The following is a 25,529-nucleotide window of genomic DNA, read 5'->3' on the forward strand; positions in this document are numbered from 1 at the left end:
CGGCGTCCGGGGGCCGGCGCACGGGCAGAGGGCCTTGCAACGGTAAGGTGCCGACCTGCTTGGTCGACTTGTCTCGTTCCGTCCGGCTGGGTCCAGGCGTGTGCCGGGTGGACTCTGCCAGAGGCCCGGCGTCGATGGCAAGGCCGAAAGGGAAGGGAGCGTCCGGGCGGGCGCGGGCCGGTTTGCCCGCCATCGTCGAGCATTCGATGCGGCGTAAGTCGCTCATCGATCCGCTCCCGCCCAGAGGCGCTCATAGATGGCGGCAAGTCCGTCCGCCTCGCGGCGCAAGGGAAAATGTTCGGCGACACGGGCGATTCCCGCCTTGCCCTGCTCGACCGTGGCCTGCGGATCGGCCAGATAGGGACGGATGGCTTCTCTCAGCGCATCGCCGTCGCCGGCGGGCACCACGGTGCCTGTCTCTCCCTCGGCGATGAGTTCGCGATAGGCGCCGGCGTCGCTCGCCACCACCGCGGCACCCGATGCCATGGCTTCCAGCGGCGTCAGGCCGAATCCCTCGTTGCGCGACGGCGCGACGTAGAGCGAGACGCGGCGGTACCAGACTCGGATGTCTTCCACCTCGCCCAGGAACAGGATCCGATCCTCCAGTCCCGCCCGCCGGACCTTGTCCTCCAGACCGGCCGCGAAGTCGGCGTGCGGCCCGGTGGTGCGCCCGGTGATGATCGCCGTCCAGTCCGGATGGTCCGGCAATAGCGCGATCATGGCGTCGACGAACAGGTCCGTGCCTTTCTGGTGCCGGATGCGCCCGAAGCATCCGATCGCATGGCGCCCCGCCAGTCCCGATGCCGCGAATTCATCCTGCGGCTCGCGCGGCGGGTGGAACCGGTCGGTGTCGATGCCGTGCATGACGACCGTGTGCGGGACCTCCAGAAAGGAGCCCGAGAGACGGCTGGTCGCCACCACGGCATCCACGCGGCGGATCAGCCATTTCGTGAACGGCTTGTGATGACGCTGCGCGGCAGAGGTGAAGACGAGCCGAAGCGGCATGCGCAGGATGTCGCGCATCACCAGGCCGGCAATCATCTCGATGTTGCGCCTGGCGTGCCAGATGCGAAACGGCCGCGCGGTCGGGCGCCGGTAGAGCTGCAACAGCTGGCGCCAACGCAGGGCGGGCAGGGAGGCGGGAAGCCCCGGCCCCAGCGTGGCGATGCCGAGGCTCGTGGCCTGTTCGGGCACGAGCTGGACGATGGTGCTCGTGACGCCGGAAAGGCGGCGCTTGAAATTGGGTGCGATCACCTCGACGCGCGCCGGATCGACGGCCGGTCTGGCGGTCTCGACGGACGGAGCACCCCTTGGCCGGGCTTGCGCCTCGTCCGCCACCCGGATCAGGCCCAGCTCACCTTGACCACCTCGTAGCCGCGCGCGCCGCCCGGTGCGTTGACCTCGATCTCGTCACCGACCTGCTTGCCGATGAGCGCGCGCGCGATCGGCGAGGAGATCGAGATGCGCCCCGACTTCACGTCGGCTTCCTGGTCGCCCACGATCTGGTAGGTCTTCTCTTCCTCGGTGTCCTCGTCGACCAGGACCACGGTCGCGCCGAACTTGATGGTCTCGCCCGACAGCTTGGTCACGTCGATGACGTCGGCGCGCGCGACGAAGTCCTCGAGTTCCTGCACGCGCCCTTCGTTCAGCGCCTGCGCTTCCTTGGCGGCGTGGTACTCGGCGTTTTCCGAAAGATCGCCATGCGCACGCGCTTCCGAGATCGCGTCGATGATGCGCGGGCGCTCCTCCTGCTGGCGCCAGCGGAGTTCCTCCTTCAGCGCTTCGTAGCCGGAGACGGTCATCGGGACCTTGTTCATTTCACACCCTCAAACGTTGAACGTGGCGCTGGCCCTTTACGGGCATGTCGACAAAAAAATAAACGGTCCGGAAGCCCTGGCCAACGAACCGTCCAATCCTCTTCGCGCTCCAATATAGATATGGGTGCGCGATTTTACACCTGCTTTTTTCCTGCCCTGCAGTGAACGGGCAGGTTGGATCGGACGACTCAGCCCCGGAACACGAGTGCCGCGCCGGCCACGATTAATGCAAAACCGGCAAGGTGGTTCCAGCTCAACGCCTCCTTCAGGTAGACGACCGAGAAGATCGCGAAGACGGTCAGCGTGATGACTTCCTGGATGGTCTTCAATTCGGCGGCCGAATAGACCTGATGGCCGATCCGGTTGGCGGGAACCGCCATCCAGTATTCGAAAAACGCGATGCCCCAGCTCAGGAGCACGACGGTGGCCAGCGGCGCCGTCTTGAACTTGAGATGGCCATACCAGGCGAGCGTCATGAAGACGTTCGAACCGATCAGGAGCAGGATCGGCAGGACCTTCGGCGACAGGATCAGCGACATGGAGGGTGTTCCGGCGGGCGTTGCGCCATTAGAGCCGGTCGCGGTCTCCTGGCAACAGGGATATTGGGCGCGCTCTGCAACCATCCGGTTTTCCTTGCCGCTGGCCCGATTTGGATGGATGATCGGTCCTGTCTCCAGAAGGGGTGCCGCCGCCATGAAGAAGGCCGTTGAACAGGAATGGGCGCTGACGATCGCGCCCGACACCGTGCGACACTTCATCCTCAAGGCGCGGGCGGTGAGTGCGGCGGTCAACGAGGATTATGACAGCGGGCACGAGCACGAGGTCGAACTCGACGACCAGGCCCGCGACACCCATGCCCATGATGGTCTGGCCGAGGAGGAATCGGAGGACCTGACCGCCATCGAGCTGCGCGAGCTGATCGGCGATCTCAATGTCGATGAGGCGGCCGAACTGGTCGCTCTGGCGTGGCTCGGACGCGGCGACTATGAGGCCGGCGAATGGGAAACCGCCGTCACCGAGGCGAAGGCCAGGGGCAACAAGCGCACGGCGCAGTATCTCATGGGCATGCCCATGCTCAGCGACTGGCTCGAGGAAGGGCTGGAGGCGCTCGGCGCCTGACAGCCGTTAACGAGACTTGATCGCCGGCTTGCTGTCATTCTGCCTCTGGTCGCCGCAGATTGACGTCATGGGCAGTCCTTCCGCGCGCATCTTTCTGATTCTGTCGGCTATTTTCCTCGGCGTTCTATCTGTCCAGGCAGAGGCTTGGGCCGATATCGAGGTTGCAGGCGCGCAGATGCCGCACCCACCGATACCCCTGCCGCGCCCGCGGGAAGGGGCCCGGCCCCCCGCGGATGCCGGACCTGCATCCCACATGCCCCGCGCGGAACGTCAATGCCGCGCCGCGCTTGCCCGCGCGGGCGCCAGCTTTGCCGAGGCGCCGCCCGTCCATGAGCCCGAGGACGGGTGCCGCATGGACCATCCCGTCCTGCTCAGCGATCTGGGCGATGGCGTCGCGCTCGAGCCGCCCGCCTTGCTGACCTGCCCCATGGCGGAGGCCACGGCGCGCTTCATGCGCGAGGAGGTCCGGCCGGCCGCCGAGCGCCATCTCGAGACGTCGCCCGACACGCTTGTTCAGGTCTCGGCCTATGTCTGCCGGAGCCGGCACGGGTCGGAAACGATCTCGGAACACGCATCGGGCAATGCGCTCGACTGGGGCGCCATCCGTTTCGAAGACGGCACCGCGCTCGACATTCGCGAATATGGCGCCGATGAAGCGGCCGAACGCGACTTCTTCGCGGCGATCCGCGAGGCCGCCTGCGGTCCGTTCGCGACGGTGCTGGGGCCGGGTACGGACGAGGCCCATGCCGACCATTTCCACTTCGACCTGGCCGAGCGCAATGGCGGCGCCTATTGCCGCTGAGCGGGGACGCGGGCGAAGGTAAACGGCACGATGAGATTTCCTTTACAATTTTAATCCATGCTGTCCGTCCCTGGGACAGGTTTGCTCGATGGCTTTTGTATTGCGTGCCATTCGGCGGCTGGCTGCCGCCCTTCGAGGTCATTTTGCGCGCACGGCGTCCTGCCTGGCGGTGTTGACGCTGACGGCGATCTCCATCTCGTCCTGCACGGCAACGAGTGTGCTGACGCCGCAGCCGCGCGCCGAAGTCGGCGGTCAACCCTCGACATTGGCCCGCAACGCGCGGGGGCTGCAGCGGCTCATTCCGTCCAATCCGTTCATGGCAGGCTACCCGCGTGTCGATTTCTCGTCGCGTTCGTCGGGCGCGGCCATGCCGGCTGCCGAGGTCGAATGCCGCCAGCGCTTGCGCCGCCTCGGTGTCACCTGGCGCGATCTGGCGCCGATCAATGATGGCGGCTCGTGCCGGATCGACTATCCCGTGCAGGTGACCAGCCTGGCCGGCAGCGTCGAGATGAAGCCGGCGGCCACGCTCAGCTGCGAGATGGCGGCGACCTTTGCCGAATGGACCCGCAACGAGTTGCAGTCTGCGGCGCGCTGGCGCTATTTCTCCGGCGTGCGCACGATCAACCAGGGGTCGAGCTATTCCTGCCGTCGCATCGCGGGCAGCTCGACGCCGTCCCAGCACTCGCGCGGCAACGCGCTCGACGTGATGAGTTTCACGCTGCGCAACGGCCGCGACATCGATGTGGCCAAGCCCGGCTGGTTCGCCTTCCGCGAACGCGGTCTGCTCAACAATGTGCGCTCGGGCGGCTGCAACTATTTCTCGACCGTGCTCGGACCCGGCTACAACGCCGCCCATGCCGACCATTTCCATTTCGACATCCAGGACCGCAACGGCCGGGTCGCCTGCCGCTGAGGCGGCGCGGCGTTGAAGTGGCGGGGGGTGGCCGTTAAGGATGCCACTCTTCTTGCCGCGAGGCGCCGGGATCCTTTCGCATGCTCTACATCGAAATCGCCATCGTCGGGGTGCTCATCCTGATCAACGGCCTGCTGGCGATGTCCGAGATCGCGGTGGTCTCGTCGCGGCCGGCGCGGCTCAAGGCGATGGAAGAGCGCGGTGTCGCCGGTGCCAGCCGCGCGCGCGCGCTGGCCGCCGATCCGGGGCGCTTCCTCTCCACCGTGCAGATCGGCATCACGCTGGTTGGCGTCATGTCGGGCGCCTTTTCGGGCACCACGCTCGGCGTCAGGCTGGGGGAAGTGCTCTCGGATATCGGACTGCCCGATCCGGCTGCCAGCGCGCTCGGCGTGGTGACGGTCGTTGCCGCCATCACCTATTGCGCGCTGATCGTGGGCGAGCTCGTTCCCAAGCAGATCGCGCTGCGCGATCCGGAAGGCATCTCGGTCAAGATCGCGCCCTTGATGGCGTCGCTGTCGCGCATCGCCATGCCCATCGTGTGGGTCCTCAATCATTCCGGCAAGGCCGTGCTGCGCCTGCTCGGGCAGGATACCTCCAACGCCACGCGCGTGACCGACGAGGAGATTGCCGCATTGATCGCGGAGGCCGAGACCTCCGGCGTCATCGCGCCGGACGAGCGGCGGCTGCTCATGGGCGTCATGCGGCTCGCCGACCGCACCGTTCGGGCGATCATGAGCCCGCGCGTCGATGTCGAATGGATCGACGTGGCGGCCGGATCCGACACGATCCGCGAAACGCTGATCGCAACCCGCCACTCGCATCTGCCGGCAGGCGAGGGCAGCATCGATGCGATGCTGGGCGTGGTGCGCACGCGCGACCTCCTGTCGGCGATCCTGGCGGACCGGTCGCTCGATCCGCGCGGCCACGTGCTGCCCGCGCCGATCATCCACGAGCATGCCGACGCGCTCAAGGTCCTGTCGACGCTGCGCGAATCGGACGTGCCGCTGGCGCTGGTCCATGACGAATATGGAAGTTTCGAAGGGGTGGTCACGCCGGCCGACATATTGGAGGCCATCGCGGGCGTGTTCCGCCACGAGGAGCTTCATGCCGAGCCGCATGCCGTGCAGCGCAGCGACGGTTCGTGGCTGCTGGCCGGCTCGATGCCCGCCGAGCGCATGGCCGAGACCCTCGGCCTGGATCTGCCGGAGCGGGCCGACTACGCGACGGCTGCCGGCTTCGTGCTCTCCCATCTCGACCATCTGCCGGTCACGGGCGAGACGATCGACGATCTGGGGTGGCGGTTCGAGGTGGTCGATATGGATGGCAGGCGCGTGGACAAGATACTCGCCACGCGCCTGCCTGATCTCATGCGGTAGAAACGGGCGTCCGAACTAGGCCGCCTTGCTTTCCTGGCCATCCTTGGCACGGGCGGCCTTGAGCGCATTGGTCCACCAGGCCAGCTGGTCGAGCATGCCCTTGGCCGTGTCGTTCAGGAAGCCGAAATCCGCGAGCTTCTTTTCGCCCTTGGCCACCGGCTCGTAGACCGCCCACTGGATGTGGACGCCGTTGCGGATCGGTGCCATCTGGAGTTCGATCGCGATGAGCCGAAGCTGCTCGACCGCGCGTGCGCCACCGACGCCGCCATAGCCCACGAAGGCGACCGGCTTGTTGTTCCACTCGTTGGACGCATAGTCGATGGCGTTCTTGAGAACGCCCGTCGGGCCACGGTTGTATTCGGCAACCGTCATGATGAAGCCGTCCAGGCTGTCGATCTTCTTTTGCCAGCGCTGGGCCGTCTCGTCCTTGGAGGGCACCCAGGCCGGGGAGGCCGCCTCGTCGAAGAAGGGCATGGGATAATCACGCAGGTCCAACACTTCGACCTCGAAGGCGCCGTGATCGCGGGCAAGGGCGGCAATCCACTCGGCGGGATGGTCGGCGAAGCGGCCTTCGCGGGTGGAGCCAACGATAATTCCGATCTTCGGCTTGGTCATTGTTTTGATGTCCTTCTGGTCTGGTTCGCCTTGGGAGGGCTTGGACAGTCAGATATTGTGCACATGCACAATTCGCCAAGGCCCGCTTCGGTTGACAGTGAGTTACCCGAACTGGCCATCCGCTTGACGCCGCCGCGTGGCTCGTGGCTTATGAGCGGGCCGCGCGTCGCCCGCGCCCGACCCTTGCCAGAACCCGTCAAGGTCGGCTCGGAGCGACAGTCTGCAACTGGAGAGAAACGCTTTGGACGAGGGACCTAGTCGCTTGACCGCGTGCGAGCTTCACGTGGTCGTAGCTTCCCTGAGACATATATCGGCCCGCAGGCGCGCGCGTCTCCGTTCATCCTGACCGGGGGCTTCGTCGCCGGTGGCCCCATGCGACGGAGAACGGGATGGAAATGGAAACGCTGGAATTCGATCTCGACGCTCTGATTCGGGCCCAGGATTTCGATCCCGTCCGCGAACGTTTCGAACTGCTTCACCCCGCCGACATCGCCGCGATGATCAACGAACTCGACGCCCGCGAGGGCTGGGCGGCGCTGGAATTGCTGCCGCTCGCCCGCAAGGCCGATACGTTCGGCTATCTCGATCACGATTTCCAGGTCGAGCTCGCCACGGTGGCCCCGCGCGCCAAGCTTGCCGCCATCGTCGTCCAGATGAATGCCGACGAACGCGCCGATCTCTACAACGAGCTTTCCGAAGACCAGCGCGAGGCGCTGATGCCCGCCCTCGTGCAGGCCGAGCGCGAGGATATCCGCAAGCTCGCCGCTTACGAGGAGGGCACCGCCGGCGCCATCATGACGTCGGACTACGCGACGCTCGCGCCCGACCTGACCGCCACCCAGGCGCTGACGCGTTTGCGCCGCGAAGCCCCCGACAAGGAAACCATCTACCGCACCTATGTGGTCGACGAGGACCGCAAGCTGATCGGCTCCGTGCGCCTGCAGGACCTGATCACCGCCCCGGCACGAGCCAAGGTCGGCGGCATCATGGAGACCAATACGCTGGCCGTCTCGGTTGATGACGATCAGGAGGAAGTGGCGCGCAAGATCGGCCGCTACGACATGCTGGCGCTGCCCGTCATCGACGCGGAAGGCCGCATCGTGGGCATCGTCACGCACGACGACGCGCTTGATGTCATCGAGGAGGAGACGACAGACGACTTCCACCGCGTCGGTACGGTTACCAACCTCGCCACCACGGTGGGCGAAGCGACCATCGGCATGCTCTACCGGGCGCGCATCATGTGGCTGGTGCTGCTCGTCTTCGGCAACATCTTCTCGGGCGCCGGCATTTCCTATTTCGAGGATACGCTGGCCGCGAACCTCACGCTGATGTTCTTCCTGCCGATGCTGATCGCGTCCGGCGGCAATGCCGGCGCGCAATCGGCCACGCTGATGGTGCGCGCACTCGCGACCGGGGACGTGCGCTTTTCCGACTGGGGATATCTGATCCTGCGTGAAACGGTCGTGGCCCTCGCGCTGGGGCTGACCATGGCGGCCGCCGTGTCTTTGCTGGGCTTCTGGCGCGGAGGCACCGATCTGGCGCTGACCGTCTCGCTGTCGATGATCTGCATCGTCATGATCGGCAGCCTGATCGGCCTGTCCTTGCCCTTCGCGCTGCAGCGCTTCAACCTCGACCCGGCCACCGCGTCGGCACCGCTGGTGACCTCCATCGCCGATGTCGTCGGCGTGGTGATCTATTTCTCGATCGCCACGACATTCCTGCCGATGCCGGGCAGCGGTTGATCGGCGCCCGGCATCTGCGCGATCAGCCCCTTTTGCGCGGCTTGGTTTCGCTCTGATACATCGAGATCACATGCCCGTCCGGGTCGGCGAATTCGGACGACCAGCCGCCCGGTGCGTGGCTGACGGGTGTGACGATCGTCGCGCCCTTCTCCGCCAGGCCCGCGACCAGATCGTCTATCCCGCCCTCGGGCAGGTCGAACACGATGATGGGCGAGTTGCCCGGCCGGCACTCGGCCTTGAAGAAGATCAGTTCGACATTGTTCTCGATCGCCGCCATCAGCCAGGGGCTGCCGTCATCTTCCAGGCGTTGCACATCGAGGCCGATCACGTCGCGGTAGAAGCGCTCCGTGCGGTCGATGTCGGTGACGTAGAAACAGATGGTTCCGATGCGGGATTTGGACAGCATGAGGCACTCCTTGTGGCTTGATCCGAACCATTGTTGCCGCCGGTCCGGATTTCGTGAGGCACCGGCCTCGGAATTCTGAAACCGATCGGATGTGCGTCGGGGTCGTGGCTGGCGAAATCGACGGCACCCTTGCGCATGAGCGGCAACAGGGAGCGGCGTATGGAACCGAAGGCCAGGGTGCCGGCAAGGGCGGGAAACTCGACGGGACAGGGGTCGCCGCGTGCCGACCAGACCCGCCGGATGGCCGCAATGCGCTGCCTGAGCGCATCGTCCGAGATGCGCAGCAAATGCCGGATCTCCGCGCGATTGTGTCCCGCCAGGGCCAGAAGGGCGACAATGCGCAGGGATGGCGGGAGCTCCGCTGCGCGTGCCAACGGCGCGAGGTCGCCGGTATCGGTCAGGTGGCCAGAGGGGAGGGCGGCGCGCTCCTCGCGGCTGCGTCTGCGCGCGGCGCTCCGGTTGGCCATGGCCGAGAGATTGCGCATGGTGCCAAAGAACCAGCCGCGCTCCTGGGCGCTTACCTCCCGCCCGGCCCTCAGGGCCGCGACGATGGCTTCGTGCAGCAGATCTTCGGCTTCGACGGCGTTGCGGGCGTGGACGCGCGCAATGGCCAGCAATTCGAGATAGGCCGATCGCGACAGCACCGTGGTCCCGCCTCCTCAGCTCTCCTCCGCCGGGATCGGCGTCGGCTTGCTGTCGCCGTCGAGCGCCACCATGACGAAATCGGCATAGGTGACGCGCTCCATCACGTCGGAGAGGTAGCGCTGCGCCCAGGCCTCGACGGACAGCGTCATCGAGGTGCGGCCGACCTTGGTGATGTCGATATAGATGCACAGCGTGTCGCCGATCTTCATCGGCTTGGCGAAGGACATCTCGCGCACCGCCGCCGTCACCACGCGGCCCCTGGCACGCTCGGCGGCGCGGATGCCGCAGGCCAGATCCATCTGCGCCATGACCCAGCCGCCGAAAATGTCGCCGGCGGCATTGGCGTCGGCGGGCATGGCGAGCGTTCGCAGTGTCAGTTCGCCAACCGGCCGCGCATCGTCTCTTTTCATGTCGAAATCTCCCTCGGAATCCCGCCTATCCGCCTTCGCCGGGCCGGTCAACGTGCCATGGCCGAAACGGCGCAAGCCATTGCCTTCGCGGCCCTTGCACGCCCCCGTCTGTCCGTCCTACCGTGCGCGCGCCAACGGGAGCTCAGCCGCAGTGCCAAGGATCAAAGCCGCCGTCTGCCGCGCGTTCGGTCAGCCTCTCGTCGTGGAGGAGCTCGTCCTCGACGAGCCGGCGCCAAATGAGGTGATGGTCGACGTCAAGGCCTGTGCGATCTGCCATTCCGACATCTTTTTCGCCGAAGGCGCCTGGGGCGGCGACCTGCCAGCCGTCTACGGCCACGAGGCCGCCGGAATCGTTTCGGCCGTGGGGCCGGGTGTCGAGGACGTCGCACCCGGCGACCATGTGGTCGTTACCCTGATCCGATTCTGCGGCGGCTGCCATTACTGCCGACGCGGCCAGGCGATCACCTGCGAGGAAGTGTTTGCGCGCGATGCGGCCGGGCCCCTGAAGAGGGCCGATGGCGGCGCGGTCGTCCAGGCGATGCACACCGGGGCATTCGCCGAAAAGGCACTTGTTCATGTCAGCCAGGTGGTGAAGATTCCCGCCGATATGGCGTTCCCGGTCGCCTCGCTGCTCGCCTGCGGTGTCATCACCGGTTTCGGCGCCGTCACCAACACGGCGCGCGTGGCCGAGGGCGACACGGCCGCGGTGATCGGCTGCGGCGGCGTGGGGTTGAACAGCATCCAGGGCGCGCGCATTTCCGGCGCCCGCGCGATCGTCGCCCTCGACATCGACGATGCGAAGCTCGAGGCGGCAAGGCATTTCGGCGCGACCCATGCTTTCAATCCGATGCGCGACGACGCGGCTGCCGAGATCATGAAGATCACCGAGGGCCGCGGCATCGACCACGCCTTCGTCACCGTGGGCGCCAAGGCGGCTTTCGACGGCGCGTTCGCCTGGATGGGGCGCTTTGGCCAGATGGTTGTGGTGGGCATGCCGCCCTCCGGGGTCATGGCGGAATACGACCCCGGCACGATGGCTGCCTGGAATCAGCGCATCGTCGGCTCCAAGATGGGAGAAAGCACGATCGCCACCGACATTCCCATGCTGGTCGCGCTCTATCGCGAGGGCCGGCTCAAGCTCGACGAGCTCGTGACCCGCACCTATCGTCTCGGCGAGATCAACGAGGCGATCGCCGACGTGAAGGCGGGCCGGGCGCTGCGCAACGTCATCGTCTTCGACTGAAAAACCAACCCGCAGGGGGGACGTCCATGAAGATCACCGACGTGAAGACCTGGGTCGTCGGCAACCCGCCGCCCGGCATCGGCGGACGCTATTTCATCTTCGTCAGGCTGACGACCGATGGCGGTGTCGTGGGCTACGGCGAGGCCTACAACGCCACCTTCGACCCGCATCTGACCGCGCGCCTGATCGAGGATGTCGCCGCGCGTTATCTGGTCGGCCACGACCCGCACGACATCGAGACCTTCTTCCGCCGTGCCTATTCGTCCGGCTTCTCGCAGCGCCCCGACATCACCATGATGGGCTGCGTGTCGGCACTTGAAATCGCCTGCTGGGACATCATCGGCAAGGAGGCGGGCCGCCCCGTGCACAAGCTCATCGGCGGGCGGGTGCACGAGACCCTGCGGTCCTACACCTATCTCTACCCCACTTCGGGCAGCGCTTTCGTCGACGAGGTCGAGGACCCCTCGCGCAACGTCTACAACGACCCCGACATGGCCGCGCAATGCGCGCTCGATTATGTCGCGCAGGGGTTTGACGCCGTGAAGCTCGATCCGGCCGGCCCCTACACCGCCTTCGACGGCCACCAGCCGCGCCTCGTCGATATCGACCTGTCGGCCCGTATGGTGGCAGCCATCCGCGAGGCGGTGGGCACCGGCTGCGACATCCTGTTCGGCACGCATGGCCAGTTCACGCCGGCCGGCGCGCTCAGGATGGCGCGCGCCATCGAGCCCTACGACCCGCTCTGGTTCGAGGAGCCGGTGCCGCCCGACATGCCCGAGGAAATGGCGCTGGTCGCGCGCCAGACCTCCATCCCCATTGCCACCGGCGAGCGGCTGACGACCAAATGGGAATTCGCCCGGGTGATCGAGCAGCGCGCGGCCTCCATCCTGCAGCCCGATCTCGGCCGCTCCGGTGGGATTTTGGAAACAAAGAAGATCGCCGCCATGGCCGAGGCGCATCACATTCAGATCGCGCCGCACTGCTATTGCGGGCCGATCGTGGGCGCAGCCAACATCCAGCTGGCGCTCACCCTGCCCAACTTCCTGATCCTGGAATCGCTGAAGCAGTGGGACGGCTTCCACGCCGAACTTCTGAAGAACAAGATCGGCTGGCAGGATGGTCACGTGATCCCGTCCGAGGAACCCGGCCTCGGCGTCGAACTCGACGAGGCGGTCTGCGAGGCGCATCCCTGGGACGGACCGCAGCTGCATCTCGAGATGGCGGCCCGGCCGCTCGATCCCTGAGCCGCACGCAGAAAAAAGGCCGGCCCCTTGCAGGACCGGCCCAGTCAACCAGGTGAAGCGATGCCGCCTACATGGCCTCGACGTCGGTGGCTTCCATCGTGTCGTCGTCATAGGTGATGCGCACCTGCGAACCCGGCGCGATCATGCCGATGTCGACGCCGTCCTGGGCCACGAAGGTCTCGCCGGTCTCCAGCGTGATCATGCTGGTCTCGGCGTCCACCGACGCGACCGTGCCTTCCGCCTCTCCGGCATAGGCAAAGCCGATCATGGCGGCGGAGGCGGCGAGGGTGGCGACAAATTTCTTCATTGGATTGCTCCTTTGCATGTTGTCTGTCCCCGAGACCGGTGCTGAGTGGGATGGCGGACCGGCCTCGGAGACACCCGAGACCTAGGCGATCGGATCGCTGCGGCCAAATCACCTTTGGTGTATTTTCTCAACATATTCAGTGGCTTAATTTTGCCCCAATGTGCGATATGGCGCTGATTTGCGAAGGCCGCTTCCGCAAAATCAAGGGTTTGCGCGCATGCCCGCGCGGCACCGGCAAGCGTCTTTTTCGATCACGAAGGCTTGAGCCAGGCGATTTGCCCGATCACTTCGTCGGACCGGGCTGAAAGACAATTCGCTCAACATGTCAGGCGGACTCCAAACGTGATGGACATGATTGCGTCTTTTGACACTTTACCCCGTATCATCCGAAAGTTCCGGAACGCTCGGGAAAGGGCTGCGGGACAAGCAAGGAGGAAAGCCATGATTCCTGTCTCGACAGAGAGTTGCCTTGCCGCCGAACTCGGCCCGCGCGAGCGCGCCGAGGTGAAATCGGCAGTCGATGCCGTCTGCGCCGAACTCGGCCTCGCCAAGAGCGAACATGCACGCCGCCGCGCGGTAAAGGAGCGGGTGATCGACGCCTATATTCACGGCCGCCGCCAGCCTCTCTATCTGGTGGATGCCGGCCTCGGCCATTGATCACGGCGTGGCCGCAACATCGCGCCGCCCAGCGGGCCGTCGCCCGCCTCTCCTTCCTGTATCGCGACAATCTCAAAAGCTGAACGAGCCTTGGCCGGGAAGGGCCGGGGCCGTGTCCGCACGTTCGTGCAGCAGCAGTTTCGCCTTGGCGCTCGCGCCGCCCGGCGCTGAAAACCCGCCCAGCCGGCCGCCCGCCGCCAGCACCCGGTGGCAGGGCACCACCAACGGCACCGGATTGCGACCGAGGGCCGCGCCGACCGGTCGCGCCTGACCGGGATAGCCGGCACGTTCGGCCAGCGCGCCATAGGTCGTCACCTCGCCATGCGCCAGGCTGCGCGTTGCCAGCCATATCGCCCTGTCGAAAGCGGCGGCCGGTCCGAACTGCACGGGAAAGCGGTCGAAACCCACCGCCTCGCCCTCAGCATAGCGCTTTATCTCGCCCACGAGCTCCGCCACCCAGCCCTCAGGAATAACGCGACGTGTTTCGGCCAGCCGCGCCACCACGACGGCAGAATCGCGTTCCGGCAGCACCAGCCGGCCCAGGCCGTTCTCATCCCAGGCGAGCCCGAAATAGCCGATCGCGGTGTCGAAGATGGTGGAGTTCATCTGCGTCTCATCATGCCTGAATCCTAGCATTTTGCGGGCCGGTGGCGAAGCCCGCCATCGGCCCCGGCGTGAAAGCGGGTTGCCGCCACGCCCCGCTTCGGCTAATCGGGGATTTCGCGGGGGATATGCGAAACTGAACGAGGGGACAGCCTTGTCCACGATACGCATGCTTGCCGGGCCTCTTGCACTGGCGATTTCTCTTGGCCTTTCGGCCTGCACGACCAGCGGTCTCGATCTCGCCTCCCAGATGGAAGCGGTCTCCGCCGAGGCGGAAGCCGAGCGCGAGGCAGCCGAGGAAACGGTGGCCGAAGATGCTACGGCCGAGGAAGCGGTGGCCGATATGGCCGAAACCGAGGCGGGCGAGACCGACCTGCCGCAGGAACTCGCGCTGATTCCGGCCGAGCGGGCCGCCGAAGCACCCGCCACGATCGCGACCGATACCGCGCCGGTGATGGCCGCGGCCTATGCCGGCCCGACGCCCAGCGGCGTCCAGGCTATCGCCGCGGCGACCAGTGCGGCCGCCGCCCATGCCCCGCGGGTGCGCGCCATCCACCCGGTCTCCAGCGTGACGCCGCGCCCGGTTGCCGCGCGCAGTCCCGAGCTGGACGCCCTGATCGCGCGTTATGCCGCGCATTACGAATTGCCCGTCGAACTGGTGCGGCGCCTGGCGCACAAGGAAAGCACGCTCAACCCGGCCGCGCGCAACCGCATCTATTGGGGTCTCTTGCAGATCCGCCACGACACCGCCCGATCCATGGGCTATCGCGGTGCGCCCGAAGGCCTGCTCGATGCCGAGACCAACCTCAACTACGCGGTGCGCTATCTGCGCGGCGCCTATCTGACGGCGGATTTCGATCAGGACCGGGCCATCCGGCTCTACCAGCGCGGCTATTATTACGATGCGCGGCGCAAGGGCATCCTGCACGAGACGGGGCTGAGGCCCTGAGCTCTTTCACTTTGGCGTGAAATCAGGGGCCGGCCGCGCGCTGGCCTTTGTCCTGCCCGAAGCGCGGCCTAGTTGCCCCTGATGACCAGAGCCGCCCTTCTCGCCTTCTCCCTCCTCCTCGTCCTCGCCTCGCCGTCGCGTGCGGTCGGTCTGGAGGATCGCCTCGCCGAAATCCTCGACGACGCCGAGCGGCTGCAGCCCCTGCATACGGTCGTCGTTGCCCATGAGGGCGAGACGGTCGCCGCGCAGGGCTATCGCGGCCGTTCGCCCGACCGTCCCACCAATATCAAGTCGGCCTCCAAATCCGTCGTCTCGGCGCTGGTGGGCATCGCCATCGACAAGGGCGTGCTGGAAGGGCCGGATCAGGCGATCGCCCCGCTGCTCGCATCCGACCTTCCCGACAATGGCGATCCGCGCCTGGCCGACATCACCGTCGGGCACCTTTTGTCCATGCAGGCCGGGCTGGGTCGCACCTCCGGGGCCAATTACGGGCGCTGGGTGTCGAGCCGCAACTGGGTGCGCGCCGCCCTCGCCATGCCCTTCGACGACGAGCCTGGCGGCGCCATGCTCTATTCGACCGGCTCCACGCATCTCCTGTCGGCCATCCTCACCCGTCAGACCGGCCGCTCCACGCTGGAGCTGGCGCGCGACTGGCTCGGCGGCCAGGACGGATTTTCGATCGCCGGCTGGGACCGCGATCCGCAGGGCATCTATCTGGGCGGCAACCAGATGGCGATGACGCCGCGCTCGCTGCTGGCCTTCGGCGAGATCTACCGCACCGGCGGGCACGCGCGCGACGGCACGCGGCTGTTGTCGGAGGAGTGGATCGAGCAGTCCTTCCAGCCCCGCACCGCCTCGCGCTTCACCGGCGACGGCTACGGCTATGGCTGGTTCACGCGCCGGATCGCGGGTGCCGACGTCTATTACGGCTGGGGTTATGGCGGCCAGATGGTCTATGTCGTGCCGGAACTGGAACTCACGGTCGCCATGACTTCCGACGAGAACGCGCCGGCCGGGCGCAGCGGCCACCGCGGCGATCTGCACGCGCTTTTGGGCGAGATCATCCAGGCCGTGCGATAGCTGCCGCGGCAACGGCCGCTTTCGATCAAACTATCGACACAAAACGGCGCAAGAGAGGGGCCTGAGCCGGTCGGCTGGGCATCGAACGCACCAGCGCGTCGCGGCGGTTTCATCAGAAGATGGGTAATGCCTTGTCCCAGCCTCTTTTTCCCCGTCGCGAGACGGGGCGCGCCTTGCCGCGCATCCTCCTCCCTTTCCTGGCGCTGCTCTTCGCCGTCCTGGCGATGCAGCCGGCCCAGTCCAATCCGAAATACGCCGCCTATGTCTGGGATACCAATACCGGCGAGGTGCTGTTCGAGCGCTATTCCGACGAGACGCGCTTTCCCGCCTCGCTGACCAAGATCATGACGCTCTACATGGTCTTCGAGGCGCTGGAATCGGGCCGCGTCACGCTGGCCTCGCCGATTCCCGTCAGCGAGAACGCGGCGGCCGAAGTGCCTTCCAAGCTCGGCATGCGGGCGGGAAGCCTGATCACCGTGGAAAACGCCATCCGCTCGCTCGTCACCCGTTCGGCCAACGACATGGCGACCGCGCTGGGCGAGATGCTGGGCGGCACGGAGGCGAATTTCGCCCGCCTCATGACCGCTCGCGCCAGGCAGCTCGGCATGAACGACACGATCTTCCACAACGCCCACGGCCTGCCGGACGAGCGCCAGGTCACCACCGCGCGCGACATGGCGGTGCTGGGTTATGCCATCCGCGAGCATTTCCCCGAGCGCTACCACTATTTCCAGACGCGCGAGTTCAATTTCGCCGGCCAGACCATCGGCAACCACAACCGCCTGCTCGGCCGCGTCACCGGCGTGGACGGCATCAAGACCGGCTTCACCCGGGCCTCCGGCTTCAACCTGGTCTCCTCGGTGCGCCTGAACGGGCGCAGCATCGTGGCCGTCGTCATGGGCGGCCAGACCGGCGCCAGCCGCGACGACCACATGGCCGAACTCATCGTGGAGCACCTGCCGCAGGCGTCCCCCGTCAAGTCGGCCGACCTCATCGTCGAGCGCCCGGCCTTCCGCCCGCGCGTGGCGAAAGTCCATGTGATGCCCGACGCGATGGAAGCCCCGCAATTCCGCATCCGCGACGAAGGCCCGGTGCTGGTCGCCAAGCCCACGCCCCCCGCCACCGCGGCGACCACGGTCGATGTGCGGACCTCCGACACCGGCTACGCGATGCCGGCCCGGGCGGCCGGATCCTCCCTGCCGGGTGAAAGCCGCGTGCGCGACGCGCTGGGTCGGCGCTGAGGCTGCGCTCGGCAAAGTCGGCGGCGGGCCGGGTGCCCGCCGCCCGCTCACGCGGTCAGCACTTCAGGAACGTCTTGTTGATGATCGTCTGCCCGGCGATGCTGACGGTCAGCCTCACGCCCGTGGGAATGCCCCAGGTCGTGCAGATGCTGATGCAGGCCTGCGCGGCCGTGCCGTCGGGAAAGATCGGCGGGATCGGCACGCAGATGCTGCCGATGCCGAGCGGCAGGTTCACGCAGACCTTGCCGCCCTCCACCGTCACCGAGATGCAGCCGCCGCTGATGCTCAGATGTCCGTCATCGACGGGGTTCACCTCGTTGCTCTTCAGCAGCGCCGCTTGATCGTAATGGCCGCGGGCGGCCTCGAGGGCGGATGCAACCGCCTTCTGGTCGAACTCGTGATACGTCGCCATGTCACCACTCCTCCAAGGGTTGTTAAGCGCATGTTCGGGGACTTTGCGTGGCTCGGATCTGCTCCCGGCCACGCCACAACCCATAGCAACTTTGGCGGCATAATTCTATTTTAAAGTGTAAAGTGGGATGGACAGGTATTTCAGGTTGTATCGGCGGGCAGGCGGGTTGCCCCCGCCGGACGAAGCCGCGCGCGGGAGGCGTCGGCGCGCGCCGCTGCACGACCCGGTCTATCGCGAAAAATACGCGATCAACCTCAAGCGCGAATTCCCGCGCATTCCGTTCTATCCGGACTTTTGGGCCTGGGCTGAATGGGGCGAGCGGCTGATGGCGCTGCATATCGGCTATGAAGAGGTCGAGCCCTGGCCGATCGAACGGCTCGACGAGCCGGACGAAAAGGCGCGGCAAGCGGGCGTGGCGCTGCGCGCGATCCTCAAGGCCGAGCGCGACAACGGGACGATCCGCCTCGACACCGAGACGCAGCTGACCGGCATCCCGGCCGAGGCCTGGGACTACCGGCTCGGCAACCGTTCCGGGCTCGACTGGATTCTCGATCAGTACAAGGAAAAGACCCCGCGCGATCCGACGATCCGCGAGAAATTCAACACCTATCGCTTCGCCGACTACAAGGAAAAGGTGATCGACCTGATCGCCCGCGTGACCCGCGCAAGCGTCGAAACGGTGGCGATCACGCAAGCCATGAAGAACGCGCGGCGCTAGCCGCCGCTCACTCCTCCTGCTTCTCCTCCACGCCCTTCCCGTCCGAAGAGCGCGAGCGTTCGTCGAAACGCTCCTCGCCCTTTTTCAGGTGCGAGCCCTTTTCGGCCTCGACCTTGCGTTCCTCGTCATGCGCGCTGTCGTGCAGGCCCTTCGAGGCCTTCTTGCCCTTTTCCGTCGGTGCGTTTTCGGTGCCCATGGTGTTCTCCTCCGCGGGTGAGTGCGATCTGCGATTGAAGAACGCGGGTCGTGCCGCGGCGGTTCCTGTGCGGGGCCCGCGCCGGCCCGCCGCGTCTGCGCCGTGGACGGGGCCGATCCCCTCTTCCCCAAGCCAGCATCCTCCCCTATAAGGCGCGCCTAGCCAGAAAGATTCACTCCTCGCGCGCCGGACGGGCCGACCGTTCCGGCTGTCCGCGCAAGCGCCAGAGACACCATGCCCAAACGCACAGACATCAAGTCGATCCTGATCATCGGGGCCGGACCCATCGTCATCGGCCAGGCCTGCGAGTTCGACTATTCGGGAACCCAGGCCTGCAAGGCGTTGAAGGCGGAAGGCTACCGCATCATCCTGGTCAACTCGAACCCGGCCACGATCATGACCGATCCCGAGCTGGCGGATGCGACCTATATCGAGCCGATCACGCCCGAAGTGGTGGCCAAGATCATCGCCAAGGAGCGCCCCGACGCGCTGCTGCCCACCATGGGCGGGCAGACCGCGCTCAACACCGCCCTGTCGCTGCGCCGCATGGGCGTGCTGGAGCGCTACAATGTCGAGATGATCGGCGCCAATGCCGAGGCCATCGACATGGCCGAGGACCGCTCGCTGTTTCGCGAGGCGATGGCGCGCATCGGGCTGGAGACGCCGAAATCCATGCTCGCCAACGCATCGGCCGTGAAGGACGAGGACCGGCGCAAGCACGAGGCCGCGCGGGTCGAATTGCGCGGAAAGCTCTCCGGCGACGAACTCGACACCGCGCTCGACGACCTGGAAACCGAGTGGAATCTCGGCGAGGGCGACCGCAAGCAGCGCTACATGGCGCATGCCATGGCGATCGCGGCCCAGGCGCTGGAAGAAATCGGCCTGCCGGCCATCATCCGCCCCTCCTTCACCATGGGCGGCACCGGCGGCGGCATCGCCTATAACCGCGCCGAATTTTTCGACATCATCCAGTCCGGTCTCGACGCCTCGCCCACCACCGAAGTCCTCATCGAGGAATCGGTGCTCGGCTGGAAGGAATACGAGATGGAGGTGGTCCGCGACCGCGCGGATAATTGCATCATCGTGTGCTCGATCGAGAACCTTGATCCGATGGGCGTGCACACGGGCGATTCCATCACCGTGGCGCCGGCGCTCACCTTGACCGACAAGGAATACCAGATGATGCGCAACGCCTCGATCGCGGTGTTGCGCGAGATCGGGGTGGAAACCGGCGGCTCCAACGTGCAGTTTGCCGTCAATCCCGAGACCGGCCGCCTCGTCGTCATCGAGATGAACCCGCGCGTCTCGCGCTCGTCCGCGCTCGCCTCCAAGGCGACCGGCTTCCCGATCGCCAAGGTCGCTGCCAGGCTTGCCGTCGGCTACACGCTGGACGAGCTCGACAACGACATCACCGGCGGCGCCACGCCCGCCTCCTTCGAGCCCTCGATCGACTATGTCGTCACCAAGATCCCGCGTTTCGCCTTCGAGAAGTTCCCCGGCGCCGACAATGTGCTGACCACGGCCATGAAGTCGGTGGGCGAGGTCATGGCCATCGGCCGCACCTTCGCCGAATCGCTGCAGAAGGCCCTGCGCGGGCTCGAAACCGGGCTCACCGGTCTCGACGAGATCGAGATCCCGGGCCTGGGCGCGGCGGGCGACAGTGGCGACGACAGGAACGCCATCCGCGCCGCCCTCGGCACGCCCACGCCCGACCGGCTGCGCATGGTCGCGCAGGCCATCCGCATGGGCACGCCGCTTGCCGACGTGCATGCCATGTGCAAGATCGACCCGTGGTTCCTGGAGCAGATCGAGGCCATCATCGCCATGGAGGCGCGCGTGCGCGAGCACGGCCTGCCGGGCGACGCCCAGAACCTGCGGCTTTTGAAGACCATGGGCTTTTCCGATGCGCGGCTGGGCTCGCTGTCGGGCACGTCGGCCGAGACCGTGGCGAAGCTGCGCCGCGACCTCGACGTCCACCCGGTCTACAAGCGCATCGACACCTGTGCTGCCGAATTCGCCTCGCCCACGGCCTATATGTATTCCACCTACGAGACGCCCTTTGCAGGCATGCTGGCCGACGAGGCGCAGGTCTCGGACCGCAAGAAAGTCGTCATCCTCGGCGGCGGGCCGAACCGCATCGGCCAGGGCATCGAGTTCGACTATTGCTGCTGCCATGCCGCCTTCGCGCTTGCCGAAGCCGGTTACGAATCCATCATGGTCAACTGCAACCCCGAGACCGTCTCGACCGATTACGACACCTCCGACCGGCTCTATTTCGAGCCGCTGACCGACGAGGACGTGCTGGAGATCCTGCGTGCCGAACAGGCGAAGGGCGAGCTCGTCGGCGTCATCGTGCAGTTCGGCGGCCAGACGCCGCTGAAGCTTGCCGACGCGCTGGAAAAGGCCGGCATCCCGATTCTCGGCACCGCGCCCGACATGATCGATCTGGCCGAAGACCGCGACCGCTTCCAGAAGCTGCTCGTCAAGCTCGGCCTCAAGCAGCCGAAGAACGGCATCGCCTATTCGGTGGAGCAGGCGCGCGTCGTGGCCTCCGAGCTCGGCTTCCCGCTGGTCGTGCGCCCGTCCTACGTTTTGGGCGGCCGCGCCATGCAGATCATCCATGACGAGACCATGCTGCAGAATTATCTGCTCGACGTGGTGCCGGGCCTGGTGCCCGAGGAGATCCGCCAGAAATACCCGGCCGACAAGACCGGCCAGATCAACACATTGTTGTCCAAGAACCCGCTGCTCTTCGACACCTATCTGACCGAGGCCACCGAGATCGATGTCGACGCGCTGTGCGACGGCACCGATGTCCACGTGTCGGGCATCATGGAACATATCGAGGAGGCGGGCATCCATTCGGGCGATTCGGCCTGCTCGCTGCCCGTCCATTCGCTGTCGCCCGAGCTCGTGTCCGAACTCGAGCGCCAGACGGCGGCGCTGGCAAAAGCGCTGCATGTCGGCGGGCTGATGAACGTGCAATACGCCGTCAAGGACGGCGAGGTCTATGTGCTCGAGGTCAACCCGCGCGCGTCTCGCACCGTGCCCTTCGTGGCCAAGACCATCGGCAAGCCGATCGCCAAGATCGCCGCCCGCATCATGGCCGGCGAGAGCCTCGACGGCGCCTGGTCGCATTATGGCGCGCGCCCGGACCTGAAGAATCTCGGCCACATCGCGGTCAAGGAAGCCGTCTTCCCCTTCGCCCGCTTCCCCGGCGTCGACACGCTGCTCGGCCCCGAGATGAAGTCGACCGGCGAGGTGATGGGCCTCGACCGCGATTTCGCGATGGCCTTTGCCAAGGCGCAGCTGGGTGCCGGCGTCGACCTGCCGCGTTCGGGCACCGTCTTCGTCTCGGTGCGCGACGAGGATAAGAAGGGTGTGCTGCCGGCCGTCCAGATGCTGGCCGATATCGGCTTCCGGGTGCTGGCCACGAGTGGCACCCAGCGTTTCCTGGCCGAAAACGGCATTGCGGCCGAAAAGGTCAACAAGGTTCTGGAAGGCCGCCCCCACATCGAGGACGCCATCCGCAACCGCCAGGTCCAGCTGGTCTTCAACACCACCGACGGCCAGAAGGCGGTCTCCGACTCCAAATCGCTCCGCCGCGCCGCCCTCATGCAGAAGGTGCCCTATTACACCACCCTGTCGGGCATGAAGGCGGTGGCCCAGGCCATCAAGGCGCTGAAGGCCGGCAGCCTGGAAGTCCGCCCGCTGCAGAGCTATTTCGGGTAGGCACCGACCACCCCTTCTCCCCTTGTGGGAGAAGGTGGCCTCGCGAAGCGAGGTCGGATGAGGGGTATGGAGCGGTAGGCCGAAGGCCGATTAATCGTCGATTGAAGCGACGAACGGTGAGAGCCCGGTCCGCCTTCGGGCGGATCTGAAGGTCCAGTGGATGGCGGGCATGGCGGCCCCCCCTACCTCCCCCTTGTGGGGAGGTCGACGCGGAGCGTCGGGTGGGGTCGCGACGGTGAAGAAACCCCCACCCGGCGGCCTGGCGTCCGCCGACCTCCCCACAAGGGGGGTAGAGACCCTCGCCTTACCCGTCAGCGCCGGCAGCTGCCCACGCCCGATACTCCCCCACCAGCCCCTCATACTCCTCCATCGCCGGAAACTCCGCAAAGCTCCGCACCGCCCCTGTTTCCGCGAATGCCAACTTGGTGCTGGTATAGGTCTCCATGAAGGGGCGGAACCAGCCGGTGTCATCGAACATGGTCGGCCGCACATTGACGAAGGGCATGCCTTCCGGCCGCGTGAACATCCAGCTCATGCAGTACGGGCAGAAATAATGGAGTATGTCCGGCCCGTGCAACCCGCCGATCACCGGCTCGCCCTTCGTCACCTCGAAGCCGTCGGCCGGGATCATCGCGGTCAGCGAATAGGCGCTGGCCGACATCTTCTGGCAGCCGCGGCAGTGGCAGGCGCTGGTGGCGATCGGCGGCTTCGACACGCGGATTTCGACCCGGCCGCAGCGGCATGAGCCGGAAAGGGGAAGGGATGGTGGCATGATCGTCTCCTGTGCTGCGGCACCCTAGCGCGATTCCCGCAGCCACTCCACCTTCGTCATCCCAGGGCGGAGCCGAAGCGTGAGCGGAGGCGCAGACCCTGGGATCCATGCCTGAAAAATGCGGCCGCGCGAGGCGGCGGGCGAAGGGTGCCCGTTCTGCATCGCTCCGCGCTTCGTCTCCGTTCGGGCCTGGATCCTCGGGTCAAGCCCGAGGATGACGCAGTGGAATGTTTCGAACTTCCACTTATCCACACCCCCATGCACCTCCCCCATACTCCCCCCGGCCTGACACGAAGGGAGGCGGCGATGGACGGAACTCTGGCAATCGAGGCGAACCGGGCGGCGCTGAAGCGCATCGTCGCGGGGCTGGTCGACATGGCCGGGTTCGCCGACGGTCCTCATCCTGAGGTGCCCACTGATGCCGGGCCTCGAAGGACCATCCCCCGCATTCTCTGGTGTGCCATCCTGAAAATCCTCCGCCCGGCCGAATCCGCCGCCCGGCGGCTGATCATCGCGGCCGCCCACGGCCTGGTCGTGCCGGCGCCGGTGCGCAACACGGAGCCGAAGCCCGCGCCCCTCGAACCGCTGCTGCGCCGCTTCGGCATCGCCGTCACAATGGCGCCCGCCGACCTCTCCGCGATCCTCCCCCGTTCACGGGGGAGGGGGACCATGCGAAGCATGGKGGRGGGGGCGCCGGGGGCGCCCTCCGCTCCGCGACGCCTCAGCCTTCCCCTCTTCGATCCGCCGCGCCATCCCGGCCCGTCGCGCGCCCGCCATGTGCCCACACATTCCGCCCCGCGCATCTGCGTCCCGGGCGTCACGGAGCCGGCGCCGCTGCCGCCGCGGCCCTCGCCCGGCGATCGTGTCGGCGCCGAAGGCCTGACCCGGCGCCTGGCGGCGCTCATTGCCGCGCTCGACGATCTGCCCGGGCAGGCCAGGCGGTATGTTCGGCTGAGCGCCCGGCGCCGTGCGGGGCCGGCGCCAAGCCGCTTGCCGATCCGGCGGACCCGGCCGCCCGGCGGAAGGCTCGCCCGCTATGATCCCGCCGCCGCCCCTGTCGGCAACATCCGCGAGATCGACGAGATCCTCGCCCATGCCCATGCGCTCGCCCTCCACGCGCTGGACAGGCCCGACACGTCCTGAGGCGCGGGCGAGGCCGCTTTCGGCGCGCCGGGCATCGGGGCAGGCCGCCATGATCCGGCCTGCGACAATCCGTTCCGCCACCTCGTATTGCGTACATGCATAGATGCGCATATACGTTGATACGAATATTAATGGAGGATCCGATGAGACTCGCTTCGCAGCCCAAGGGCGAACGCTATTCGCCGCTCTACTTCCTGTCCAGCCTCGGCGCCGGCGGTCTCGCCGTCTCCTTCTTCATGTATCTGATGTGGATGACGCCGCGCCCCGGCCAGCCCATCCCAACTTTCGCCAGCCTGCTCGCCGCCTTCCAGGAGGGCGGCATGGCGATGCAGGCGATGATCGTCGTCAGCCTTCTGGCCTTCCTCTATTTCGCCGTCACCCATGTGCGGCTCCTGGTCTGGAATCTGCGCCAGGCCGCGGCGTGGAAGCAGAGCGAGGCCTATGCGGCCTTTCGCCAGGGCAATGCCGAGAGCCAGTTGATGGTGGTGCCGCTGACGCTGGCCATGTCCGTCAATGTCGCCTTCATCGCGGGCGCGGTCTTCGTGCCCGGCCTGTGGGGCATCGCCGAATATCTCTTCCCCTTCGCCATTCTCGCCTTCGCGGCGATCGGCGTCCATGCGCTGCGCATCTTCACCGGCTTTCTCGGCCGCGTGCTGACGGAAGGCGGCTTTTCCTGCGCCAAGAACAATTCGCTGGGCCAGATGCTGTCGGTCTTCGCGCTCGCCATGGTCGGCGTCGGCTTTTCGGCTTCGGCCGCCATGAGCCAGAACCTCGTCACCTCGGCCATCGCCTTCATGGGTGCCGCATTCTTCGTCACGGCGGCGCTGGTCATGGGCGCCATCATGCTGGTGCTCGGCTTCCGCGCCATGATGGAGAACAAGGCCGACAAGGAGACCGCGCCGACCCTGTGGATCGTCATTCCCTTCGTCACCGTGGCCGGCATCGCGATCTACCGGCTCAACATGGCGCTGATGCATAATTTCGGCGTCGCATGGGCGCCGGGCTCGGTCTTTTCCTACCTCACCTTCCTGCTCGCCCTGCAGCTGGTCTTCGGCCTGATCGGCTATGCGGTGATGAAGCGCTTCGGCTATTTCGAGCACTACATCGCCGGCGAAGGCCGCTCGCCCGGGTCCTTCGCCCTGATCTGCCCCGGCGTGGCGCTGTTCGTCTTCGCCAATTTCTTCATCAATCCGGGGCTGGTCGGCATCGGCCTGGTGGAGGCCTATTCGCCGGTCTATTTCGCGCTCTACCTGCCGCTGGTCGTGCTGCAGCTCAAGACCATCCAGGTCTACTGGAAGCTCAACGCCAAGCTGGTGGCCGAGGAGCCGAAAGTGCCGGCACGCATGGTTCCCGCCGAATAGGCGGGGAGATCGGGGCGCCGCGA

Annotated in this window: 26 protein-coding genes and 1 pseudogene; 15 read left to right on the forward strand and 12 right to left on the reverse strand. The window is 66.4% G+C overall.

From position 1 onward, the window contains the following. Positions 1 to 222: 222 nt before the first annotated feature. From GRZ55_RS15245 to GRZ55_RS15255, 3 genes are all read right to left on the reverse strand, one after another. On the reverse strand, positions 223 to 1,254 hold the full coding sequence (locus GRZ55_RS15245; RefSeq protein ID WP_368856625.1) for a glycosyltransferase family 4 protein: 1,032 nt from the start codon (positions 1,252 to 1,254) through the stop codon (positions 223 to 225). An 89-nt stretch (positions 1,255 to 1,343) separates the two neighbouring features. Further along, complete coding sequence (greA, locus tag GRZ55_RS15250; RefSeq protein WP_169287806.1) at positions 1,344 to 1,817, reverse strand: transcription elongation factor GreA; 474 nt, start codon at positions 1,815 to 1,817, stop codon at positions 1,344 to 1,346. A 188-nt stretch (positions 1,818 to 2,005) separates the two neighbouring features. After that, positions 2,006 to 2,356: a DMT family protein gene (locus GRZ55_RS15255; RefSeq protein ID WP_169287933.1), complete on the reverse strand. Its 351-nt coding sequence runs from the start codon at positions 2,354 to 2,356 to the stop codon at positions 2,006 to 2,008. Between the two features lie 154 nt (positions 2,357 to 2,510). Between GRZ55_RS15255 and GRZ55_RS15260 the strand changes: the two genes are divergently transcribed. From GRZ55_RS15260 to GRZ55_RS15275, 4 genes are all read left to right on the forward strand, one after another. Next, positions 2,511 to 2,936, forward strand: a complete 426-nt coding sequence (locus tag GRZ55_RS15260; RefSeq protein WP_169287807.1) for a DUF3775 domain-containing protein — start codon at positions 2,511 to 2,513, stop codon at positions 2,934 to 2,936. 253 nt (positions 2,937 to 3,189) lie between these two features. After that, on the forward strand, positions 3,190 to 3,738 hold the full coding sequence (locus tag GRZ55_RS15265; protein ID WP_246734781.1) for an extensin family protein: 549 nt from the start codon (positions 3,190 to 3,192) through the stop codon (positions 3,736 to 3,738). Between the two features lie 88 nt (positions 3,739 to 3,826). Beyond that, complete coding sequence (locus GRZ55_RS15270) at positions 3,827 to 4,651, forward strand: extensin family protein (RefSeq protein WP_169287809.1); 825 nt, start codon at positions 3,827 to 3,829, stop codon at positions 4,649 to 4,651. An 80-nt stretch (positions 4,652 to 4,731) separates the two neighbouring features. Then, entirely contained in the window at positions 4,732 to 6,027 is a 1,296-nt protein-coding gene (locus GRZ55_RS15275) for a hemolysin family protein (protein ID WP_169287810.1), read from the forward strand. A 15-nt stretch (positions 6,028 to 6,042) separates the two neighbouring features. On the opposite strand, the gene GRZ55_RS15280 is transcribed toward GRZ55_RS15275, so the two are convergent. Beyond that, positions 6,043 to 6,642, reverse strand: coding sequence for an NADPH-dependent FMN reductase (locus GRZ55_RS15280; RefSeq protein ID WP_169287811.1), 600 nt, complete (start codon positions 6,640 to 6,642; stop codon positions 6,043 to 6,045). A 389-nt stretch (positions 6,643 to 7,031) separates the two neighbouring features. Between GRZ55_RS15280 and mgtE the strand changes: the two genes are divergently transcribed. Beyond that, the gene (gene mgtE, locus GRZ55_RS15285) at positions 7,032 to 8,387 is read left to right on the forward strand and encodes a magnesium transporter (RefSeq protein WP_169287812.1); all 1,356 of its coding nucleotides are present in this window, start codon (positions 7,032 to 7,034) and stop codon (positions 8,385 to 8,387) included. 22 nt (positions 8,388 to 8,409) lie between these two features. Here mgtE and GRZ55_RS15290 read toward each other — a convergent pair whose 3' ends face one another. From GRZ55_RS15290 to GRZ55_RS15300, 3 genes are read right to left on the reverse strand one after another with little or no spacing between them, the layout of a single operon-like run. Next, positions 8,410 to 8,793 carry a VOC family protein gene (locus tag GRZ55_RS15290; RefSeq protein WP_169287813.1) on the reverse strand — a complete coding sequence of 128 codons (384 nt, stop codon included), beginning with the start codon at positions 8,791 to 8,793 and terminating at the stop codon, positions 8,410 to 8,412. Further along, complete coding sequence (locus tag GRZ55_RS15295; RefSeq protein ID WP_169287814.1) at positions 8,712 to 9,437, reverse strand: RNA polymerase sigma factor; 726 nt, start codon at positions 9,435 to 9,437, stop codon at positions 8,712 to 8,714. Before GRZ55_RS15295 ends, GRZ55_RS15290 begins: the two co-directional genes overlap by 82 nt. Before the next feature lie 15 nt (positions 9,438 to 9,452). Beyond that, on the reverse strand, positions 9,453 to 9,848 hold the full coding sequence (locus tag GRZ55_RS15300; protein WP_169287815.1) for an acyl-CoA thioesterase: 396 nt from the start codon (positions 9,846 to 9,848) through the stop codon (positions 9,453 to 9,455). 151 nt (positions 9,849 to 9,999) lie between these two features. On the opposite strand from GRZ55_RS15300, the gene GRZ55_RS15305 reads away from it, so the two are divergent. After that, positions 10,000 to 11,091, forward strand: a complete 1,092-nt coding sequence (locus GRZ55_RS15305) for a Zn-dependent alcohol dehydrogenase (RefSeq protein ID WP_368856626.1) — start codon at positions 10,000 to 10,002, stop codon at positions 11,089 to 11,091. 26 nt (positions 11,092 to 11,117) lie between these two features. Continuing rightward, positions 11,118 to 12,335: a mandelate racemase/muconate lactonizing enzyme family protein gene (locus tag GRZ55_RS15310; protein ID WP_169287816.1), complete on the forward strand. Its 1,218-nt coding sequence runs from the start codon at positions 11,118 to 11,120 to the stop codon at positions 12,333 to 12,335. A gap of 67 nt (positions 12,336 to 12,402) precedes the next feature. Here the strand turns inward: GRZ55_RS15310 and GRZ55_RS15315 are convergent, their stop codons facing one another. Beyond that, a complete protein-coding gene (locus GRZ55_RS15315) occupies positions 12,403 to 12,642 on the reverse strand; it encodes a DUF1344 domain-containing protein (RefSeq protein WP_169287817.1) in 240 nt (79 codons plus the stop codon). Between the two features lie 441 nt (positions 12,643 to 13,083). Between GRZ55_RS15315 and GRZ55_RS15320 the strand changes: the two genes are divergently transcribed. Next, positions 13,084 to 13,299, forward strand: coding sequence for a hypothetical protein (locus GRZ55_RS15320; protein WP_169287818.1), 216 nt, complete (start codon positions 13,084 to 13,086; stop codon positions 13,297 to 13,299). A gap of 72 nt (positions 13,300 to 13,371) precedes the next feature. On the opposite strand, the gene GRZ55_RS15325 is transcribed toward GRZ55_RS15320, so the two are convergent. Then, entirely contained in the window at positions 13,372 to 13,905 is a 534-nt protein-coding gene (locus GRZ55_RS15325; RefSeq protein ID WP_169287819.1) for a methylated-DNA--[protein]-cysteine S-methyltransferase, read from the reverse strand. 151 nt (positions 13,906 to 14,056) lie between these two features. Here GRZ55_RS15325 and GRZ55_RS15330 point away from each other — a divergent pair, with 151 nt between their 5' ends. The 3 genes and pseudogenes from GRZ55_RS15330 to GRZ55_RS15340 all read left to right on the forward strand — a co-directional run. Beyond that, positions 14,057 to 14,851, forward strand: coding sequence for a lytic transglycosylase domain-containing protein (locus GRZ55_RS15330; RefSeq protein WP_246734783.1), 795 nt, complete (start codon positions 14,057 to 14,059; stop codon positions 14,849 to 14,851). 81 nt (positions 14,852 to 14,932) lie between these two features. Then, positions 14,933 to 15,931 carry a serine hydrolase gene (locus GRZ55_RS15335; RefSeq protein ID WP_169287820.1) on the forward strand — a complete coding sequence of 333 codons (999 nt, stop codon included), beginning with the start codon at positions 14,933 to 14,935 and terminating at the stop codon, positions 15,929 to 15,931. Positions 15,932 to 16,155: 224 nt separating this feature from the next. Further along, positions 16,156 to 16,941 (forward strand): annotated as a pseudogene (locus GRZ55_RS15340) (D-alanyl-D-alanine carboxypeptidase family protein); the annotation flags it as partial. Positions 16,942 to 17,227: 286 nt separating this feature from the next. On the opposite strand, the gene GRZ55_RS15345 reads toward GRZ55_RS15340, so the two are convergent. Continuing rightward, positions 17,228 to 17,584 carry a hypothetical protein gene (locus GRZ55_RS15345; RefSeq protein WP_169287822.1) on the reverse strand — a complete coding sequence of 119 codons (357 nt, stop codon included), beginning with the start codon at positions 17,582 to 17,584 and terminating at the stop codon, positions 17,228 to 17,230. 166 nt (positions 17,585 to 17,750) lie between these two features. On the opposite strand from GRZ55_RS15345, the gene GRZ55_RS15350 reads away from it, so the two are divergent. Further along, a complete protein-coding gene (locus tag GRZ55_RS15350) occupies positions 17,751 to 18,302 on the forward strand; it encodes a type ISP restriction/modification enzyme (RefSeq protein ID WP_246734784.1) in 552 nt (183 codons plus the stop codon). Between the two features lie 7 nt (positions 18,303 to 18,309). On the opposite strand, the gene GRZ55_RS15355 is transcribed toward GRZ55_RS15350, so the two are convergent. Further along, complete coding sequence (locus GRZ55_RS15355) at positions 18,310 to 18,498, reverse strand: hypothetical protein (protein ID WP_169287824.1); 189 nt, start codon at positions 18,496 to 18,498, stop codon at positions 18,310 to 18,312. Positions 18,499 to 18,732: 234 nt separating this feature from the next. Between GRZ55_RS15355 and carB the strand changes: the two genes are divergently transcribed. After that, positions 18,733 to 22,230, forward strand: a complete 3,498-nt coding sequence (gene carB, locus GRZ55_RS15360) for a carbamoyl-phosphate synthase large subunit (RefSeq protein ID WP_169287825.1) — start codon at positions 18,733 to 18,735, stop codon at positions 22,228 to 22,230. A 304-nt stretch (positions 22,231 to 22,534) separates the two neighbouring features. Here the strand turns inward: carB and GRZ55_RS15365 are convergent, their stop codons facing one another. Next, positions 22,535 to 23,005: a GFA family protein gene (locus tag GRZ55_RS15365; protein WP_169287936.1), complete on the reverse strand. Its 471-nt coding sequence runs from the start codon at positions 23,003 to 23,005 to the stop codon at positions 22,535 to 22,537. Positions 23,006 to 23,308: 303 nt separating this feature from the next. Between GRZ55_RS15365 and GRZ55_RS15370 the strand changes: the two genes are divergently transcribed. Together GRZ55_RS15370 and GRZ55_RS15375 are read left to right on the forward strand one after the other, a co-directional pair. Further along, positions 23,309 to 24,145 (forward strand): hypothetical protein, encoded by an 837-nt coding sequence (locus GRZ55_RS15370; protein ID WP_169287826.1) that lies wholly within the window; start codon positions 23,309 to 23,311, stop codon positions 24,143 to 24,145. A gap of 143 nt (positions 24,146 to 24,288) precedes the next feature. Beyond that, a complete protein-coding gene (locus tag GRZ55_RS15375) occupies positions 24,289 to 25,506 on the forward strand; it encodes a hypothetical protein (RefSeq protein ID WP_169287827.1) in 1,218 nt (405 codons plus the stop codon). Positions 25,507 to 25,529 lie beyond the last annotated feature (23 nt).

It is taken from the genome of Chelativorans sp. ZYF759 (assembly GCF_012911015.1).
In the GTDB taxonomy this organism is placed as follows: domain Bacteria; phylum Pseudomonadota; class Alphaproteobacteria; order Rhizobiales; family Rhizobiaceae; genus ZYF759.

Bases quoted from the DNA above. Each gene is read 5' to 3' on its own strand.
- GRZ55_RS15260 (WP_169287807.1), top strand. From the start codon at position 2,511: ATGAAGAAGGCCGTTGAACAGGAATGGGCGCTGACGATCGCGCCCGAC.
- GRZ55_RS15290 (WP_169287813.1), bottom strand. From the start codon at position 8,793: ATGCTGTCCAAATCCCGCATCGGAACCATCTGTTTCTACGTCACCGAC.
- GRZ55_RS15310 (WP_169287816.1), top strand. From the start codon at position 11,118: ATGAAGATCACCGACGTGAAGACCTGGGTCGTCGGCAACCCGCCGCCC.
- GRZ55_RS15255 (WP_169287933.1), bottom strand. From the start codon at position 2,356: ATGTCGCTGATCCTGTCGCCGAAGGTCCTGCCGATCCTGCTCCTGATC.
- GRZ55_RS15280 (WP_169287811.1), bottom strand. From the start codon at position 6,642: ATGACCAAGCCGAAGATCGGAATTATCGTTGGCTCCACCCGCGAAGGC.
- GRZ55_RS15355 (WP_169287824.1), bottom strand. From the start codon at position 18,498: ATGGGCACCGAAAACGCACCGACGGAAAAGGGCAAGAAGGCCTCGAAG.
- GRZ55_RS15325 (WP_169287819.1), bottom strand. From the start codon at position 13,905: ATGAACTCCACCATCTTCGACACCGCGATCGGCTATTTCGGGCTCGCC.
- GRZ55_RS15320 (WP_169287818.1), top strand. From the start codon at position 13,084: ATGATTCCTGTCTCGACAGAGAGTTGCCTTGCCGCCGAACTCGGCCCG.
- GRZ55_RS15300 (WP_169287815.1), bottom strand. From the start codon at position 9,848: ATGAAAAGAGACGATGCGCGGCCGGTTGGCGAACTGACACTGCGAACG.
- GRZ55_RS15375 (WP_169287827.1), top strand. From the start codon at position 24,289: ATGAGACTCGCTTCGCAGCCCAAGGGCGAACGCTATTCGCCGCTCTAC.
- GRZ55_RS15335 (WP_169287820.1), top strand. From the start codon at position 14,933: ATGACCAGAGCCGCCCTTCTCGCCTTCTCCCTCCTCCTCGTCCTCGCC.
- GRZ55_RS15315 (WP_169287817.1), bottom strand. From the start codon at position 12,642: ATGAAGAAATTTGTCGCCACCCTCGCCGCCTCCGCCGCCATGATCGGC.
- carB (WP_169287825.1), top strand. From the start codon at position 18,733: ATGCCCAAACGCACAGACATCAAGTCGATCCTGATCATCGGGGCCGGA.
- GRZ55_RS15275 (WP_169287810.1), top strand. From the start codon at position 4,732: ATGCTCTACATCGAAATCGCCATCGTCGGGGTGCTCATCCTGATCAAC.
- GRZ55_RS15265 (WP_246734781.1), top strand. From the start codon at position 3,190: ATGCCCCGCGCGGAACGTCAATGCCGCGCCGCGCTTGCCCGCGCGGGC.
- greA (WP_169287806.1), bottom strand. From the start codon at position 1,817: ATGAACAAGGTCCCGATGACCGTCTCCGGCTACGAAGCGCTGAAGGAG.
- GRZ55_RS15270 (WP_169287809.1), top strand. From the start codon at position 3,827: ATGGCTTTTGTATTGCGTGCCATTCGGCGGCTGGCTGCCGCCCTTCGA.
- mgtE (WP_169287812.1), top strand. From the start codon at position 7,032: ATGGAAATGGAAACGCTGGAATTCGATCTCGACGCTCTGATTCGGGCC.
- GRZ55_RS15345 (WP_169287822.1), bottom strand. From the start codon at position 17,584: ATGGCGACGTATCACGAGTTCGACCAGAAGGCGGTTGCATCCGCCCTC.